The sequence below is a fragment of the Rhodobacter lacus genome (genome assembly GCF_042683065.1).
GTDB classification, from domain to species: domain Bacteria; phylum Pseudomonadota; class Alphaproteobacteria; order Rhodobacterales; family Rhodobacteraceae; genus Rhodobacter; species Rhodobacter lacus.
Map to the genome: position 1 here is coordinate 81425 of NZ_JBHUIX010000009.1, position 16576 is coordinate 98000.

General features: G+C 65.4%; 14 protein-coding genes. 5 read left to right on the forward strand and 9 right to left on the reverse strand.

Annotated elements, in window-relative coordinates; genetic code table 11:
• The first annotated feature begins 73 nt into the window (after positions 1-73).
• Both ACFSM0_RS08110 and ACFSM0_RS08115 read left to right on the forward strand, forming a co-directional pair.
• Positions 74-1459 (forward strand): bifunctional enoyl-CoA hydratase/phosphate acetyltransferase, encoded by a 1386-nt coding sequence (locus ACFSM0_RS08110; protein WP_377389100.1) that lies wholly within the window; start codon positions 74-76, stop codon positions 1457-1459.
• Positions 1459-2628: an acetate/propionate family kinase gene (locus tag ACFSM0_RS08115; RefSeq protein WP_377389102.1), complete on the forward strand. Its 1170-nt coding sequence runs from the start codon at positions 1459-1461 to the stop codon at positions 2626-2628. Before ACFSM0_RS08110 ends, ACFSM0_RS08115 begins: the two co-directional genes overlap by 1 nt.
• Before the next feature lie 339 nt (positions 2629-2967).
• On the opposite strand, the gene ACFSM0_RS08120 is transcribed toward ACFSM0_RS08115, so the two are convergent.
• Together ACFSM0_RS08120 and cobT are read right to left on the reverse strand one after the other, a co-directional pair.
• Positions 2968-4767 (reverse strand): aminopeptidase P family protein, encoded by a 1800-nt coding sequence (locus ACFSM0_RS08120; RefSeq protein WP_377389104.1) that lies wholly within the window; start codon positions 4765-4767, stop codon positions 2968-2970.
• Positions 4768-4784: 17 nt separating this feature from the next.
• Entirely contained in the window at positions 4785-6662 is a 1878-nt protein-coding gene (gene cobT / locus ACFSM0_RS08125) for a cobaltochelatase subunit CobT (RefSeq protein ID WP_377389106.1), read from the reverse strand.
• Positions 6663-6841: 179 nt separating this feature from the next.
• On the opposite strand from cobT, the gene ACFSM0_RS08130 reads away from it, so the two are divergent.
• Positions 6842-7429: an NADPH-dependent FMN reductase gene (locus tag ACFSM0_RS08130; RefSeq protein ID WP_377389108.1), complete on the forward strand. Its 588-nt coding sequence runs from the start codon at positions 6842-6844 to the stop codon at positions 7427-7429.
• A 116-nt stretch (positions 7430-7545) separates the two neighbouring features.
• Here the strand turns inward: ACFSM0_RS08130 and ACFSM0_RS08135 are convergent, their stop codons facing one another.
• The gene (locus ACFSM0_RS08135; RefSeq protein ID WP_377389110.1) at positions 7546-7974 is read right to left on the reverse strand and encodes a hypothetical protein; all 429 of its coding nucleotides are present in this window, start codon (positions 7972-7974) and stop codon (positions 7546-7548) included.
• The gene (cobS, locus tag ACFSM0_RS08140) at positions 7974-8948 is read right to left on the reverse strand and encodes a cobaltochelatase subunit CobS (protein ID WP_377389112.1); all 975 of its coding nucleotides are present in this window, start codon (positions 8946-8948) and stop codon (positions 7974-7976) included. The genes ACFSM0_RS08135 and cobS overlap by 1 nt, the downstream gene beginning before the upstream one ends.
• A 171-nt stretch (positions 8949-9119) precedes the next feature.
• Here cobS and ACFSM0_RS08145 point away from each other — a divergent pair, with 171 nt between their 5' ends.
• Positions 9120-9500 (forward strand): DUF4177 domain-containing protein, encoded by a 381-nt coding sequence (locus ACFSM0_RS08145; RefSeq protein ID WP_377389114.1) that lies wholly within the window; start codon positions 9120-9122, stop codon positions 9498-9500.
• Between the two features lie 25 nt (positions 9501-9525).
• On the opposite strand, the gene ACFSM0_RS08150 is transcribed toward ACFSM0_RS08145, so the two are convergent.
• From ACFSM0_RS08150 to phaC, 3 genes are all read right to left on the reverse strand, one after another.
• Positions 9526-9801: a hypothetical protein gene (locus tag ACFSM0_RS08150; RefSeq protein WP_377389116.1), complete on the reverse strand. Its 276-nt coding sequence runs from the start codon at positions 9799-9801 to the stop codon at positions 9526-9528.
• Positions 9798-10007 (reverse strand): hypothetical protein, encoded by a 210-nt coding sequence (locus ACFSM0_RS08155; protein WP_377389118.1) that lies wholly within the window; start codon positions 10005-10007, stop codon positions 9798-9800. The genes ACFSM0_RS08150 and ACFSM0_RS08155 overlap by 4 nt, the downstream gene beginning before the upstream one ends.
• Before the next feature lie 65 nt (positions 10008-10072).
• The gene (gene phaC / locus ACFSM0_RS08160; protein ID WP_377389120.1) at positions 10073-11866 is read right to left on the reverse strand and encodes a class I poly(R)-hydroxyalkanoic acid synthase; all 1794 of its coding nucleotides are present in this window, start codon (positions 11864-11866) and stop codon (positions 10073-10075) included.
• Between the two features lie 89 nt (positions 11867-11955).
• On the opposite strand from phaC, the gene phaZ reads away from it, so the two are divergent.
• Positions 11956-13227, forward strand: coding sequence for a polyhydroxyalkanoate depolymerase (gene phaZ / locus ACFSM0_RS08165; RefSeq protein ID WP_377389122.1), 1272 nt, complete (start codon positions 11956-11958; stop codon positions 13225-13227).
• Between the two features lie 241 nt (positions 13228-13468).
• Here phaZ and ACFSM0_RS08170 read toward each other — a convergent pair whose 3' ends face one another.
• Positions 13469-15148, reverse strand: a complete 1680-nt coding sequence (locus ACFSM0_RS08170; RefSeq protein ID WP_377389703.1) for a putative transporter — start codon at positions 15146-15148, stop codon at positions 13469-13471.
• A gap of 145 nt (positions 15149-15293) precedes the next feature.
• Positions 15294-16511, reverse strand: a complete 1218-nt coding sequence (locus ACFSM0_RS08175; protein WP_377389124.1) for a peptidoglycan DD-metalloendopeptidase family protein — start codon at positions 16509-16511, stop codon at positions 15294-15296.
• Positions 16512-16576: the final 65 nt, after the last annotated feature.

Here is a 16576-nt window from a genome sequence, read left to right on the forward strand (position 1 = left end):
TTCTGTCGAAGAGCGCAGGAGATATGGCGGGAAAGGGAGGCGCCACCCGCTGGGGCGCTGCAAGGAGACCGAAATGATTTTCGAAAGCCGCATGTATCACGAAATCGAGCCGGGGATGAGCGCAGAGCTGCGCCGGCTTTGCACCGCAGACGACATTTATGCCTTCGTCGCAGCCTCGGGGAACCACAACCCGATGCACCTCGAGCATGTCGATGCGGAGGGCCAGAAGGAAAAACCGCTGGCCCCCGGGCTTTTTGTGGCGTCGTTGATCTCCTCGCTTCTGGGCTCGATCCTGCCCGGCCCCGGCACCCGCTACCGCGATCAGCAGATCAGCTTTCATGATTACGTCACCGCGGGCGAAGAGCTCGTCGCAAAGGTCACGGTGACGGCGAAGGAGGGCGACGGTCTCGTGGCGCTCGACACCGAGGTGCGCCGCGTTGATGGCGGGGAAGTGGTCTGCTCTGGCACTGCCAAGGTCTATGCCCCCACCACCTATATCCGCTACGAGGAGATTGACGCCCCCGGTCTGATCGTGCAGCGCCATCGCCATTTCGAGGCGCTTTTGGAAAAAGCCGAAGATCTGCCTGAACTGGCGACGGCGGTGGTCTGCCCCGAAGAGCAGAGCGCGCTGGAAGGGGCCTTGATTGCCGCGGAGCGTGGGCTGATCAAGCCGATCCTGATTGGCCTTCCCGCCAAGATCGAGGCGGCGGCGAAGGCGCTTGGCAAATCCCTGAGCAATTTCGAAGTGCTGGAGATGACCTCGCACCGCGATGCGGCGCGTGCGGCCGTGGCGCTGGTGCGCGAGGGCCGGGCGCAGGCGATCATGAAAGGGCATCTGCACACCGATGACCTGCTGCGCCCGATGCTCGACAAGGAAAAAGGGCTGCGGATCGGTCGCCGCTTCACCCATGTGTTCGTGATGGATGTGCCCGGCGTCTCGCATCCGCTTTTGGTGACCGATGCGGCGATCAACATCGCCCCCGATCTGCCCACCAAGGTCGACATCTGCCAAAATGCCATCGACCTTGCGATTTCGCTCGGCATGGAAACGCCGAAAGTGGGCGTGCTGAGCGCGGTGGAAACGGTGAACCCGGCGATGCCCTCGTCGATTGATGCCGCACTTCTCTCCAAAATGGCGGAACGCGGCCAGATCAAGGGGGGCGTGGTCGACGGGCCGCTGGCGATGGATAACGCGGTCGATCTCGGTGCTGCGCGCACCAAGGGGCTGCGCGGCCCGGTGGCGGGGCAGGCCGATGTGCTCGTGGTGCCGGGGATCGATGCGGGCAATATGCTCGCCAAGCAGCTTGCTTATATTTCCCATGCCGAAGCGGCGGGCGTGGTGCTTGGCGCGCGGGTGCCGGTGATCCTCAATTCGCGGTCTGACAGCGCGATGGCGCGGCTCGCCTCGGCGGCGGTGGCCTCGATCCACTGGCATCGCATGACCGGGGGAAATGTGTGATGACGCGCGCGATCCTGACGCTGAATGCGGGGTCGTCCTCGCTCAAGCTGGGGCTCTTTGACGAGGCGCTTGCCCCCCTCGCCACGGCCCATGTCGATCGTCTGGGGGCGCCCGAGGCATGCCTGAAGCTCACCGATGCGGACGGGCACAAGATGCCAAGCGAGGGGTTTACGGCAGACGATTTTGCCACCCATACGCTGGCCTTGCGCTCGGCGCTCTCGGCCTTTCGCGCCGATCTGCCCGGGCTCGAGATCACGGCCATCGGGCACCGGATCGTGCATGGCGGCATTCAGCATGCCGAGCCCGAGCTGGTGACGGATGTGCTGATGGACCATCTCGAACGGCTTACCCCCTTTGCGCCGCTGCATCAACCGCATAACCTTGCCGGGGTGCGCGCGGCGATCGAGGCCTTTCCGGGGGTGGCGAATGTGGCCTGCTTCGACACCGCCTTTCACCGCGGCCATCCCTTTGTCGAGGACACCTATGCGTTGCCGCGCAGCTATTACGAAAAGGGCGTGCGGCGCTACGGCTTTCACGGGCTGAGCTATGCCTATATCGACGGGGTGCTGGCGGCCGAGGAGCCGGCGCTCCGGGCGGGGCGTGTGGTGGTGGCCCATCTTGGCTCGGGCGCCTCGATCTGCGCGATCCACAATGGCAAGTCGATCGCCTGCACGATGGGGTTCTCGACGCTGTCGGGCCTGCCGATGGGCACGCGGGCGGGCGAGCTTGATCCGGGGGTGGTGCTTTACCTGATGGATCAGGAAAAGATGGATGCCGCCGAGATCACCGAGCTTTTGTTCAAGCGCTCTGGGCTTTGGGGCATGTCGGGCGTGTCGAACGACATGCGCACGCTGATCGATTCGAAGGAGCCGCATGCGAAGGAGGCGATCGACTATTTCTGCCACCGGGTGAGCCGCGAGATCGCCTCGCTTGGCGCGGCGATGGGGGGGCTTGATGCGCTGATCTTCTGCGGCGGTGTGGGCGAGAACTCCGCCTTGGTGCGCGAGGCGGTCTGTGCGCCCCTCGGCTGGGCAGGGATCGAGATCGACAAGGAAGCCAATGTGGCGCATGCGCGCGACATCTCGACCGGACATGTGCCGGTGCGGGTGATCCCGACGAACGAGGAGATCGTGATCGCCCGCGCCGCGAAGTCGGCGCTGAAGCTGTAAGGATGCCGCGACGTCGGCGTTGAGACGCTGCCGCGACGTCGGCGTTGAGACACTAAGGTTTCGCCTCGGCAGGGCCGAGGCGACCCGCCGGGGGGCTGCCGCCCCCCGGACCCCCTGCCCCCCGGACCCCCTGCCAGACGCCTCTGCCCAAGGGCATTCCCCGAACCCGCGCTGCGGCTTTTGTTGCGGCGAGGGCTTTGGCTCTGGGCCGGAGGGGCGCTGCCCCTCGGACCCTGACGGGTCCTCACCCCGGGATATTTGTGCAAAGTCGAAGGGCCCTGTCGTCGCGGGGCTCTGTCGTTGCAAGCGGCGGGCCGACAGGGCCGGCGCTCTGGCGCGCTAGAGGGGGGCGCAGGCAGCGTGCAGCCAGTGCCGCGCCGGGGCGGGGACGAGCGGCGCGATGCGGGCAAAGACCGCGGCGTGGTAGCTGTTTAGCCAGCTGCGTTCGGCGGGGGAGAGCAGCGCGGCCACGATCAGGCGCCGGTCGATCGGCACATAGGTGAGCGTGGCAAAGGCGAGATGGTCCCGCCCGTCCCCAAGGGGGGGCGCCTCCTCGACAAGGAGCAGGTTCTCGATCCTGATCCCCCAATGCCCCTCGCGGTAATGGCCGGGCTCGTTGGAGAGGATCATGCCGGGGGCGAGCGCCACCTCCGAGGCCCGCGAGATTCGCGCCGGCCCCTCATGCACGCAAAGCGCCGCACCGACGCCATGCCCGGTGCCATGGTCGTAATCCATCCCCGCGGCCCAGAGCGCGCTGCGCGCGAGCGCGTCGAGATCGCGCCCGGCAAGGCCGCGCGGGAAGCGGGCGCGCGAGAGCGCGATCATCCCCTGCAGCACGCGGGTGAAGGCTTCGGCGGCCCCCTCGGGCGGCGCCCCCACGGCGATGGTGCGGGTGATATCGGTGGTGCCGTCGGGATATTGCGCGCCGCTGTCGATGAGCAGGAGCGCGCCCGGGGTGACGCGGCGGTTCGTGGCCTCGCTCACCCGGTAATGGACGATGGCGCCATTGGGGCCGGCGCCGCAGATCGTGTCAAAGCTGATGTCGAGAAGCGCGCCGGTGCTGCGGCGGGCCTCTTCGAGCGCCTTGACCACATCAATCTCGGTGAGCTGTCCCTTTGGCGCCTCCGCGTCGAGCCAGGCGAGAAACGCGACCAGAGCCGCGGCATCGCGGATATGGGCGGCCTTCATCCCCGCGATTTCAGCCGCGTTCTTGCGCGCCTTGGGCAGGCTGCAGGGATCTTCGCCCCAGACCACGGCGATGCCCGCATCCTCAAGCTCGCGGCCAACCTGATGCGGCGCTGTGGCCGGATCGACCAGAACCGGGCCGGTGAGGGCGCGCAAGGCGGCCTCGAAAGCCGCGACAGGGCGCAGGGTGATTTCGGGGCCGAGGGCCGCGCGCAGCGCGGGCGAGAGCTTCGCGGCCTCGGCAAAAAGCGTGCATTCGCCGCTGGCATGGAGCACGGCAAAAGCCTGCATCACCGGGTTGCGGGGAATGTCGGCGCCGCGAATGTTGAGAAGCCAGGCGATGGAATCGGGCAGCGTCAGCACCGCCGCCGCGGCGCCCCGCGCGGACAGGCCATGCCCCAGCCGGGCGCGCTTCTCGGCGCTCGGTTCGCCCGCGAAGGCAAGCGGATGCTCCCGTGCGGGCGCCATCGGCGGGGCCGGGCGATCCTCCCAGATGGCATCGACAAGATTGGCGCTTTCGACCAGCTCGATGGGCGATCCCGCGAGCGTGCGGCGCAGCTCCTCCACCTCGCGGCGGGTGTGCAGCCACGGATCAAAGCCGATCCGCCCGCCCTGCGGGACGTGCTCCAAAAGCCAGGGGCCAAGCTTTGTTTCGGGCCAGTTCACCGGGGTGAAGGCGGCAAGGTCGACCTCGGCGCGCACCTGCACCCGGTAGCGGCCATCGACAAAGACGCCCGCGATTTCGGGCAGCACCGCGCAAAAGCCCGCCGATCCGGTGAACCCGGTCAGCCAGGCGAGGCGGGCATCGCAATCGGCGACATATTCGCCCTGATGCGCATCGGCGCGCGGCACAAGAAAGCCCGCAAGCCCCGCCTGTGTGGCCGCCGCGCGCAGCCGCGCCAGCCTTCCGGCGCCGAGATCCGGGGTGGAACGGCTGGTGAAATCCTGAAACATGCTGCCTCCGGGAGGGGTTAGACGGCCTTCTTCATGCCCAGAACACGGGCGCGGGCGCGGGGATCGCTGTCAAAGAGCGCGGCGAGCTGCTCGGTCATCGCCCCCGCGAGCTGCTCGACATCGGTGATGGTGACGGCGCGGCTATAGTAGCGCGTCACATCATGGCCGATGCCGATCGCGATCAGCTCCACCGCGCGCTTGCGCTCCACCATGGCGATCACGTCGCGCAGATGTTTTTCGAGGTAGATCGCGGGGTTGACCGAAAGCGTTGAATCATCGACCGGGGCGCCATCCGAGATCACCATCAGGATCTTGCGGGCCTCCGGGCGCGCGGTGGCGCGCTTGTAGGCCCATTCGAGCGCCTCGCCGTCGATGTTTTCCTTGAGCAAGCCCTCTTTCATCATCAGCCCGAGGTTCGAGCGCACCCGGCGCCAGGGCGCATCGGCGCTTTTATAGATGATGTGGCGCAGGTCGTTGAGGCGGCCCGGGGCCTGCGGGCGGCCCTCGGCAAGCCAGCGCTCGCGCGATTGCCCGCCTTTCCAGGCGCGGGTGGTGAAGCCGAGGATCTCGACCTTGACCGAGCAGCGCTCCAGTGTGCGCGCGAGCACATCGGCGCAGATCGCGGCAATCGAGATCGGCCGGCCCCGCATCGAGCCGGAGTTGTCAAGCAGCAGCGTCACGCAGGTGTCGCGGAACTCGGTGTCCTTTTCGATCTTGAAGCTGAGCGGCGTGGTCGGGTTTGCCACCACGCGCGCAAGGCGGCCCGCATCGAGCGTGCCTTCCTCGCGGTCAAACTCCCAGCTCCGGTTTTGCTGTGCCTGCAGGCGGCGTTGCAGCTTGTTGGCAAGCCGCGCCACCGCGCCTTTGAGCGGCTCAAGCTGCGTGTCGAGATAGGCGCGCAGCCGTTCCAGCTCCACCGGTTCGGCCAGATCCTCGGCGCGGATCTCCTCGTCGAATTCGGTGGTGAAAACGGTGTAATTCGGGTCCGCCTGGCTGTGCGGCGGGGGCGGCGGCGGCTCCAGCGGCGCATCCGCCTGCGGCATCTCCACCTCTTCGCCCAGCTCCTGATCGGAAAGATCATCCTGGCTGACCGTGGTCTGGGTCTGGTCCTGCTGCTCTTCCTGAGAGCGCTCGGCGGTCGCCTCGCTGTCCTCCTCGACCTGATCCTCCTCCGAACGATCCTCGTTCGAGGCATCGGGGTCATTCTCGGCCTCTTCGGCCTCGCTGTCGGCGCCTTGCTCTTCATCCGGGTCGTCGCCCAGTTGATCGGCATAGCCGAGATCGGCGATCACCTTGCGCGCCATGCGCGCGAAAGCCGCCTGATCGGAGAGCACATGGCCCACGTTTTCAAGGTCTTGCCCGGCGCTGTCTTCCAGAAACCCGCGCCAGAGGTCGAGCACGTGATCGGCGGCGGCAGGCAGCTTGCGCCCCGTTGCCATCTCGCGCACGAGATAGCCCGCGGCGACCGAGAGCGGCGCCTCGGCCTGCGTGCGGATCTGGCCATAGCCCTTGCGCTCTGCCTCATGGCCGATCTTGAAGTCGATATTGGTGAGCGTGCCCGGCATGTCGCGCGCCCCGAGCGCCTCGCAACGCGCGGTCTCCATCGCGTCGAACAGGCTTTTCGCCATTTCGCCCGTGGGGGAGTAGCGTGCGGCGACCTTGGTATCGTGGTGGCGCTCGCGCATCGCCAGCGCATCGCCCGTGCCGCGCGCAAGCATCACCTCGTCGCGCGTCATCCGGCGGCTGACCTGCGGCAGCCGCATCTGATCGCCCGAAACCCCGGAGGGGTCGACCGAAAAGCTCACCTTCAGCTCGGGCGTATCGGCGAGCGTGCGCGTGGCCTCGGCGAGGGCTTTTTTGAACGGGTCGGCGGGGTTGTCTTGGGGCTTGCTCATGGCTCATGTAAAGCACCGCCAGCGCGCGCCGTAAAGCACCTGCATGGGGGGCGCGGGCCGGCGGAGGTGGCGCCCCGCGCCAAGGCACTGCACCTGTGCGTGATTGCGCAGAAAACCGCATGACGTCGCGAAAGTTGTGCGCAATACTGAGCGCACATTCCCGGACCCCGGAGGTTTCCATGTCCCAAGCACTCAAGATTGCCGTCATCCTCTCCTCGACCCGCCCGACGCGTCTGGCCGACAAGCCCGCGACGTGGTTTTTGGATTTTGCCAAAGCGCAACATCCCGAAATCGCTTTCGAACTTGTCGACCTGCGCGATTATGACCTGCCGTTCTTTGACGAAGTCGCCTCGAACGCCTGGGCGCCCTCGCAATCCGCCGAAGCGGTGAAATGGCAAAAGAAAGTGGGCGAGTTCGACGGCTACATCTTCGTGACGGCCGAATACAACCACTCCATCACCGGCGTTTTGAAGAACGCGCTCGATCAGGCCTATGTCGAATGGGGCAAAAAGCCGATGGGCGCGGTGGGATATGGCGGGCTCGGCGCGGGGCGTGCGATCGAACATCTGCGCGCGATTGCGGTTGAGCTGCAGATGGTGCCGGTGCGCAATGCTGTCCACATCGGCGGCGGTGATTTCATGGCAATCTCGCCGATGGGCCAGAATGCCGAGATGAGCACGATTGCCCCGCATATCGAAGGCTCGGCCAAGGCGCTGCTTGATGACATCGCCTGGTGGGGCGCCGCCACCAAGGCCGCGCGCGGCTGAGGCTGAGAAAATCCCCTCACGAAACGAAACGGCGCGTCCCTCGGGGCGCGCCGTTTGCATGTGCCCCGGCACCGAAGGGGGCCTTCAACGGATCGGCGGCATGTGGGTGGGCGTTGTCAGTCCAGGGCGGTCGAAGGCTGTGCGTAGTGCTGGATACAGGTAAAAATCTGTCCGGGGATCAGGAAAGCCTTGTCGCTGAAACTGGTTTCATGGCCATTTTGCAGCGCGCGCAACGTGCCTGCATAGTCCTGCATCACTGGTTTCAAATCCTCGACCCGCGGCTCGGCCTCGCGCCGTTCGGCTTGCGTGATCCCGAGCGGGTTACCCTCTGGCAGGAACAGGTCCGCTTCTGCGAAGGCTGCGCGCATCGCCAGATCGAGCGCGATACAGTCGGCGCGCGCAGGCTTTTCCGGCGTCGTGGCGTTTTCCGAGGGCAAGCGCTTGATCACGAACGGCGTCATCGGATGGAAGACCGGCCCGCCTGATCCTTCGGCCAGCGCCGGGAGCGGCGCGAGGCAGAGGGCAAGGAACAGGCCGGGCCGCATCAGCGCCCGGCGATGACCGCAGCGCTTTCGGGCAGTTCCTCGTCAAAGAGGCGCTGGTAGAACTCGGCCACCGTGGCGCGTTCAAGTTCATCGCATTTGTTCAGGAAGGTCAGGCGGAACGCATAGCCGACATTGCGGAAGATGTCGGCGTTTTGTGCCCAGGCAATGACGGTGCGGGGGCTCATCACGGTCGAGAGGTTGCCCGCCATGAAGGCGGTACGGGTGAGATCGGCCACGGTCACCATCCGGTTGATCACCTGACGGCCCTTTTCGGTGTTGTAATGCGGCACCTTGGAAAGCACGATCGCCGCCTCGGCATCGTGGCTGAGGTAGTTCAGCGTGGCGACAAGGCTCCAGCGGTCCATCTGGCCCTGGTTGATCTGCTGCGTGCCGTGATAAAGCCCGGTCGTGTCGCCCAGACCCACGGTGTTGGCCGTCGCGAAGAGCCGGAAATAGGGGTTCGGCGTGATCACCTCGTTCTGGTCAAGCAGCGTCAGCTTGCCGTCGGCCTCCAGCACGCGCTGGATCACGAACATCACATCGGCGCGCCCGGCATCATATTCGTCAAACACGATGGCGGTCGGGTTGCGCAGCGCCCAGGGCAGGATGCCCTCATGGAACACCGTCACCTGCTTGCCGTCGACGAGCTTGATCGCATCCTTGCCGATCAGGTCGATCCGGCTCACATGGCTGTCGAGGTTCACCCGCACGCAGGGCCAGTTGAGCCGCGCCGCCACCTGCTCGATATGGGTGGATTTGCCGGTGCCGTGATAGCCCTGGATCATCACGCGGCGATTGTAGGCAAAGCCCGCCAGAATCGCCATCGTCGTATCCGGGTCGAACTTGTAGGTCGGGTCGAGGTCCGGCACGCGCTCGGTGCGCTCGGCAAACCCTTTCACCTTCATGTCGCTTTCGAGGCCGAACACCTCGCGCAGGTCGATCTCCTCGGTGGGCTTGGCGGTCTGGTCGAGCATCGGTTTTCCTCACTGTCGTATCCCCGTTTTGTGGCGCATCGCAGGAGGGCGTGCAAGAGGCGCATTGTGACGGGCACAGCGCGCGCAGAGAAAATGGGGCCTCACCCCTTCGTTCCTTGACCCGTCCGGCGGGGCGGTGTTTTCTGCGCGCGCAAGACGATGGGGGCGGTGATGCAGGTCTGGGAATACAAGGTTGTGCCGGCGCCGGTGCGGGGCGAGAAGGAACGCGGGCTGAAAACGGGCGCCGCGCGCTTTGCCCATGCGCTCGGGCTGATGATGAACGAACTCGCGGCCGAGGGCTGGGAATATTGGCGCGCCGAGACGCTGCCCGCCGAAGAGCGCACCGGCCTCACCTCGAAAACGACGGTCTATCACAATCTGATGGTGTTCCGTCGGCCGTTGGAGAATGCTGCCCCCCGCCGTGCCCGCGCAGAGCTGGTGGAGAGTTACGACGACGCCCCCGCCTCCGAGCGCCGCGCGTTCCTGAGCACCCGCGCCCCCGAAGGCCGCGCCCCCCGGCTTGGCCCTGCGGCGGAAGAGCTGGAGGAGTGAGCTTGCCGTCCTGTCCCGCGCGGGGTCATTTTTTTACAAGGTAGCCGATCAGGCCCCCGGCGGCTCCGGTCAGAAATGACATGGCCCATTTCTTCTCTTCGGCACTGGCCGCGGACGACCTGAGCGTCTCGACACAGATCCATGCGATCAGGCCCAGAAATCCGAGCGCGGCGAACAGGACAAGAAATTCCCGGATCACGCGCGCCCAGGCATCCATCTGGGTTTCTTCCGGTTTGACCGTTGCCGTATAGGTGTGCCCGGGCGGCGCGGCGCTGAGGTCGTAGACGCGCGGCTCGGTCACAGGCCGACGAACTCGGTTTCCATCCGGCGGGTCTGTGGCTCCACAAGACCGAGCTTGAGGCCGCGTTTCTTGCCTTCTTGCGCCGCGATGAAGAGTTGCAACGCCTTGCGGATCACTTCGCTTTTGTTGCTTTCACTCTCCGTCACCACCTGCTCGATCGCGGAATTCAGATCGTCCGAGAGGACGAGATTCATGCGCACGCTCATTATGGTCTCCGCAACAGGATCAAGGATGTGCAAAATATGCGCATTATCTGCGCATTTGTCAAGATTTACACCACCACCACTTCGCTTACATAGCTGCCCGGCGCGGGGCAGAGGGGCGGGTGCTCGGCGTCACCCACGGGCCGGGCCGGGATCTTCTTGCCCGAGCGTTCTGCGAGCCACGCCCCCCAGCGCGGCCACCAGCTCCCCTCGTGATAGTCCGCCGCCGCTTTCCACTCCGCCGGGTCTTCGACCGGGACCGGAGAGGTGTAATGGCCGTATTTCTTCTTTGAGGGCGGGTTGACGATGCCGGCGATATGGCCCGATTCGGAGAGGATGAAGGTCTTGTCCTTCGCGCCCATCTGCGCCACGCCGGTAAAGCTCGACACCCAGGGCGCGATATGGTCGGTTTCGCAGGCGATGGCGCAGAGCGGCACCTTCACATCCTGCACCTGCAGGGTTTCGCCAAACAGTTCGAACCCCGCGCCGGTAAAGGCATCCTCCTGACACAGGCCGCGCAGATATTGCACCGCCATCTTGCCGGGCAGATTGGTGGAATCCCCGTTCCAGTAGAGCAGATCGAAGGCGGGCGGAGACTCGCCCAGCATATAGGCGCGGATCGCGGGCTGATAGATCAGGTCATTCGCGCGCAAAAACGAGAAGGTGCGGGTCATGAAATAGCTCGACAGCACCCCGTCCGCCCGGCATTGCGCCTCGATCCCGTTGACGAAATCGTCTTGCAGGAAGGCGGTGAACTCGCCCTGATCGGAAAAATCGGTGAGCGTGGTGAAAAAGGTCGCCGAATTGATCGAGCGGTCCTTGCGCTTGTGGAGCAGTGAAAGCGTGAGCGAGAGCGTGGTGCCCGCGATGCAATAGCCCACCGCATTCACCTTTGCCTCGCCGGTGATCTTTTTCACCTCATCAAGCGCGGTCAGATAGCCCTCGGTGATGTAATCCTCCATGCCGACATCGGCATAGGAGGCATCGGGGTTTTTCCAGCTCACCACAAAGAGCGTGAAGCCCTGATCGACGATCCAGCGGATCAGGCTGTTTTGCGGTTTCAGATCCAGAATATAGAACTTGTTGATCCACGGCGGGAAGATGATCAGCGGCGTCTTGTGCACGGTCTCGGTGGTGGGCGCATATTGGATGAGCTCCATCATCCGGTTGCGGTAGACGACCGAGCCGACCGCGGTGCCGATATTCTCGCCCACGGAAAAGGCGTTCTTGTCAGACAGCGTGACGATCAGATCCCCCTTGTTCGCCTCGATGTCGCGCACGAGGTTTTCAAGCCCGCGCACAAGGCTTTCGCCCTCGGTCGCCACCGCGCGTTCGAGCGCATCGGGGTTGGTGGCCAAAAAGTTCGTCGGCGCCATCAGGTCGATGATCTGGCGGGTGAAATAGTCGAGCCGGCGGCGGTTCACCGGGTCGAGCCCCTCGATCTGCGCCGCGCCCTCCTCGATTGCCTTGGCCGCGATCATGTATTGCTGTTTGACAAAGTTGAAATAGGGATGCGTGTCCCAGAGTGGGTTGGTGAAGCGGCGGTCCTTCGGCCCCGGGTCGGCGGGGGGCTGCATCGTGCCCTGCGCAAAGGCATGGGTCGCCTCAAGGTAATGCGTCATCGCCTCGCCCCAGTATTTCACCTGGGTCTCGAAGATCTTCGCGGGATGTTCGGCAAGCGCCTTCACATAGGCGGCGGAAGAGGCGACGTAGAGATCCATCCCGGGCCCCTCAAGGGCGGGGTTCGGGGTGCGCTTGTGCGTCACGGCATCCAGAAGCCGCGTGGTCAGCGTTTCGATCCTGGCCAGATTGTCTCGCATTTGCTGCGATGCGGCAGATTCGATCTTCTCCGGCGTTGTCATGCGTGGCTTTCCTCCCTATCCTGAGGAATGAGCATAACGTCGCATGCATCAGGGGCAAGCGGGGTTCTGCGCGGTTGCGAGGGAGCGCCATGAGAGGGATGATGAGTTACGACCTGATGGAAACCATCAGGAACACGAACGAGTGGATGGGGGCTTCGGCGCGCGCTATGGCCTCCTATCCCGTCTGGGGCCTCGCGCCGCATCCGATGTTCAAGCTGATGTCGGCCTGGGGCCGGGTGACCGAACGCAGTTTTGCGCGGATGGTGATCAAGCCGGACTGGGGGATCCGCTCGATCCCCGCCGCCGATGGCCGGGACCATCTGATCGAGGTCGAGACCTTGCTCGACAAGCCCTTCGGGGCGCTCATTCATTTCAAGGTGCAGGGGCGCGCGCCGATGCCGCGGCGGGTGCTGCTGGTGGCGCCGATGTCCGGCCATTATGCGACTCTTCTCCGTTCGACGGTGGCGAGCCTGCTGCCCGATGCCGACGTTTATGTGACGGATTGGCATAATGCGCGTGACATTCCGGTCAGCGCCGGCAAGTTCGACATCGAGGATTACACGCTCTATCTCGTCGAGTTCATGCGCGCGCTCGGGCCGGAGATCCATGTGATCGCGGTGTGCCAGCCCGCGCCGCTCACGCTCGCGGCGACGGCCTATCTGGCGGAGGAAGACCCGGAGGCGCAACCGCGTTCGCTGACGCTGATCGGCGGGCCGATCGACCCCGATGCGGCGGCGACCGAGGTGACCGATTTCGGGCGGCGCGTGACGATGGGGCAGCTTGAGCAACTGGTGATCCAGCGCGTCGGCTTCAAATACAAGGGCGCCGGGCGGATGGTCTATCCGGGGCTGATGCAACTTGCCTCCTTCATCTCGATGAACATCGACAAGCACGCGCAAGCCTTCTCCGACAAGATCATGGCGGAGGCGCAGGGCGAGGGCTCGGAGCACGATCACCACAACGTCTTTTATGACGAATATCTCGCGGTGATGGATATGACGGCAGAGTTTTATCTCTCCACCGTGGAGCGGATCTTCAAGGGCCTCGAAATCGCGCAGAACCGCTTTACCGTGGCGGGCAAGCGCGTTGACATCGGCAAGATCACCAAAGTGGCGGTGAAAACCGTCGAGGGCGCGAATGACGACATTTCGGCGCCGGGGCAATGTGTGGCGGCGCTGCGGCTCTGCACCGGCCTGCCCGAGGAGATGAAGGCGCAGCATCTGGAGCCCGGGGCCGGGCATTACGGCATTTTTGCGGGCCGGAGCTGGCGCAACAACATCCGCCCGCTGGTGCTGGATTTCATCGATGCGAATTCCGGCACCGGGCCGGGGCGCAACGCGCCGCAGGTCCGCGCGGTCTGACGGCTTTCGCCTCGGCAGGCCGAGGCGACCCGGCGGGGGGCTGCCGCCCCCCGCACCCCCCGCTTTGTCGGGGGACTTCGCCCCCCAATCCCCCCAATTTGTGGCGCCGGTTCTTCGGCAGACGAAAACGGTTGTTCCGCCCGAAGAGGGGGCGGTTTTCTTTCTCCTTGCTCTCAATATCCCGGGGGTCCGGGGGCGGAGCCCCCGGCGGGTCGCTTCGGCCTTGCCGAAGCGAAACCCTCTACACCATCAGCCCCAGCACGATGATCTGCGGGGCAAGAATGCGCAGGCACATCACGAGCGGATAGACCGAGGCATAGCCCACCGCCGCTGCAGAGGAATTTGACATGTTCGAGGCGAAGGCGAGGGCGGGCGGATCGGTCATCGAGCCTGCCAGCACGCCCGAAAGGCTGAGGTAGTTCACCTTCCAGATCAGCCGCGCGGCAAAGCCCACGATCATCAGCGGGATCAGGGTGATGAACATGCCGTAGAACATCCACGCAAGCCCCTCGCCATCGACCAGCGTCTCGATGAAACGCCCGCCGGCTTTCAGCCCCACCGCGGCGAGGAACAGCACGATCCCGAGCTCACGCAGCGCATGGTTGGCCACCGGCGGCATGAAGAACACGAAGGGGCCGAAAAAGCCGATCCTTGACAGGATGATGGCCGCGACGAGCGGGCCGCCCGCGAGGCCGAGTTTGAGCGGCGCGGGCAGGCCCGGCACCGCAATCGGGATCGAGCCAAGCCCGATGCCGATCAGGATGCCGAAGAACACACCTGCAAATTGCACCAACTCAAGGCTCTTCGTTTGATTGCCGAAGAGCGGCTTGACCGCGTCGATATCGGCCGGCGCCCCCACCACGGTGAGAATGTCGCCAAATTGCAGGCTCAGCGCGGGTTCCACGGGCAATTGCGTGCCCGCCCGCGTGCAGCGCGAGATCGACACGCCACGCTCCTCGAGCCCGAAATCGCTCAGCCGTTTGCCAAGTGCCTTTTTCGTCGTTACGGCAATGCGTTGCCAGGTCAGCTGGCTGCCCTTCGTGCTGGTGATGCTGTGATCGACCTCCTCGCCGAGGATCAGCACCATCGCATGCAGCTTCTCGGCCGGGCCAACGAGATGGAGCACATCGCCCAGATGCAGCGCCATCTTGCGGGAGGGGTGCATCAACACCTCGCCGCGCTTGAGCCGCGAGACGACCACGCCCCGATCATAAAGATCAGGCACCTCGCCGAGCGGGAGCCCCTCGAGGTTGGTGTTGTGCACGACCACGTTGAGCGTGGGCAGCTCCTGCGCGCCCTTGGCGCGGGCGGCCTCGAAATCGGCCTCCTCCGCCTCGATGCGGATCCGCAGCACGGTGCGCAGGGTGATCATCGTGATCAGGATGCCGATGATCCCGAACGGATAGGCGACGGCATAGCCAAGCGAGGCTTCCGAGATCACCTCGGGGGCAACGCCCGCATCTTTGAGAACCTGCGTGGCCGCCCCAAGGCCGGGCGTGTTCGTCACCGCGCCGGACATCAGCCCGACAAGCGCCGGCACCGGAATATCGGCAATGAAATGCAGCGATACCGTGGTGACGACGCCGAGCAGCACGATCGCGGCGGCGATCAGGTTGAATTGCAGCCCCGCCTTTTGCAGTGAGGCAAAGAAGCCCGGCCCGACCTGAATGCCGATCGTGAAGACAAAGATGATCAGCCCGAACTCGCGCACGAATTCGAGCATTTCGGTGGACAGGTTCAGCCCCGCCATCGCGGCAAAATGGCCGGTGATCAGCCCGGCAAACAGCACCCCGCCAATGCCAAGCCCGATGCCGCGCCAGTTCAGCCCGCCGAGCAAAAGACCCAAGGCGCCTGCAAGTGCCAGCGCTGCCGAGGCGAGCGCCACTTCCGATAACGAATGTAGAAAATGCATAAGACCCATGGTCACCCCACTCCTCTTGGGTGCCCTCCCCGAGCGCAGCGTGCGCCGAAGCAGGGGCTCAGGTCAAGCCTCTGTGAAGTGATGAAAAAAGGCGGCAAGGGCCGCCTTTTTGAGCGCTTTGTGCAGCTGACGCCGGGGAAGGTCTTCAGTCCAGATAGGGCATCGGATCGACGGAATCATACCCCTTGCGCACCTCGAAATGGACAAAGCCCGGATCGCCCGCGCGCACCTTGGCAATGGTCTGGCCGCGGCTCACCCGATCGCCTTTCTTGACCGCGATCCCGTCCAGATTGGCATAGACGGTGAGCAGCCCGTCATCGTGGCGCAGAACGAGGATCGGCACCTGCTCGGTGTCCTTGGTGATCGCCGCAACCACGCCCGCCTCAGCCGCTTTCACCGCGCTGCCGGGGGCGGCAGAAATATCCACGCCGTCGTTCTTGCCCTTCACATAGGGGCGCAGGATGCTGCCCGAAACCGGCATTGCAAGCTGGGCATTCGAGGAGGCGGCGGTGCGGTTCGCCCCGAGATCGGGGGCGGCGGATTTGTCGACCGGCGCAGATGCGCGCGGCGTGTTGTCTTCGGGGAGCGGCGCCGCCGCGGAGGGCGGCTCGGGCGTGGGCGAGCCCTCTCCGGGTTGGGTCACTGCGGCGGTGGCCGCGGCCGGGGGCTTGCCGGAGGCCACCGGGATCAGCAGATACTGCCCTTCGCGCACACTCAGATCGGCGGGCAGGCCGTTCCATTCGGCCAGCGCCTTGGCCGAGACATTGTAATAGCGCGCGATGGAATAGGCGGTCTCGCCCCGGGCAACCCGGTGACGGACGGGCTCGGCGGTCGCCGGTTGGGCGCCCGTTGCCGCGGGGCGTGCGGCGGGCGTGGCGCGCGGCGCCGGCGCGGGCTGCGCTGCGGGGGCGCTGCTGGCGTGCTGCCCGGCGGCGGCGCGGTCAATCGCGCCGGAGGCGAGCGAGGTGATGTCGATCCGGTCACTTCCCGCCGCGGTCGCGGCGGCGGCGGCGCTCGGCTCGGCCACGCGGCTGGGCAGGGAGAGCACTTCACCGCGGTTGAGCGCGGTGGTGGGTTTGAGCGCATTGTAGCGCGCCAGCGCATCCGGGTCGACGCCGAGGCGAGCGGCGACCGTCGCCACGGTATCGCCCTGACGCGCCACCGCGACCTGATAATTCGGGTAAGAGATCACGCCGCGCGCATCGGGGGCAGGGCGGTTGGCCGTGGCCTGCCGCGCCGCTTCGGCGGTGTCAAAACCGAGATTGCCAAAGCCGCGCAGATCGGCATCCATACAGCCCGATAGGGCCAGGGCGGCGACCCCGGTCAGCGCCAGTCGGGTCAGGTTGCGGCTGCGGTCTGCCATCGCTCGCTCCTCGTTTTTCGCCCCGTTTCTCGGGGTTTGCCTCTGCCTCGCCTGTGTCGCGCGGC

What these genes read in the sequence shown, in the direction of transcription:
- ACFSM0_RS08110 (WP_377389100.1), top strand. Translation starts at nt 74, where the DNA reads ATGATTTTCGAAAGCCGCATGTATCACGAAATCGAGCCGGGGATGAGC.
- ACFSM0_RS08115 (WP_377389102.1), top strand. Translation starts at nt 1,459, where the DNA reads ATGACGCGCGCGATCCTGACGCTGAATGCGGGGTCGTCCTCGCTCAAG.
- ACFSM0_RS08120 (WP_377389104.1), bottom strand. Translation starts at nt 4,767, where the DNA reads ATGTTTCAGGATTTCACCAGCCGTTCCACCCCGGATCTCGGCGCCGGA.
- cobT (WP_377389106.1), bottom strand. Translation starts at nt 6,662, where the DNA reads ATGAGCAAGCCCCAAGACAACCCCGCCGACCCGTTCAAAAAAGCCCTC.
- ACFSM0_RS08130 (WP_377389108.1), top strand. Translation starts at nt 6,842, where the DNA reads ATGTCCCAAGCACTCAAGATTGCCGTCATCCTCTCCTCGACCCGCCCG.
- ACFSM0_RS08135 (WP_377389110.1), bottom strand. Translation starts at nt 7,974, where the DNA reads ATGCGGCCCGGCCTGTTCCTTGCCCTCTGCCTCGCGCCGCTCCCGGCG.
- cobS (WP_377389112.1), bottom strand. Translation starts at nt 8,948, where the DNA reads ATGCTCGACCAGACCGCCAAGCCCACCGAGGAGATCGACCTGCGCGAG.
- ACFSM0_RS08145 (WP_377389114.1), top strand. Translation starts at nt 9,120, where the DNA reads ATGCAGGTCTGGGAATACAAGGTTGTGCCGGCGCCGGTGCGGGGCGAG.
- ACFSM0_RS08155 (WP_377389118.1), bottom strand. Translation starts at nt 10,007, where the DNA reads ATGAGCGTGCGCATGAATCTCGTCCTCTCGGACGATCTGAATTCCGCG.
- phaC (WP_377389120.1), bottom strand. Translation starts at nt 11,866, where the DNA reads ATGACAACGCCGGAGAAGATCGAATCTGCCGCATCGCAGCAAATGCGA.
- phaZ (WP_377389122.1), top strand. Translation starts at nt 11,956, where the DNA reads ATGAGAGGGATGATGAGTTACGACCTGATGGAAACCATCAGGAACACG.
- ACFSM0_RS08170 (WP_377389703.1), bottom strand. Translation starts at nt 15,148, where the DNA reads ATGGGTCTTATGCATTTTCTACATTCGTTATCGGAAGTGGCGCTCGCC.
- ACFSM0_RS08175 (WP_377389124.1), bottom strand. Translation starts at nt 16,511, where the DNA reads ATGGCAGACCGCAGCCGCAACCTGACCCGACTGGCGCTGACCGGGGTC.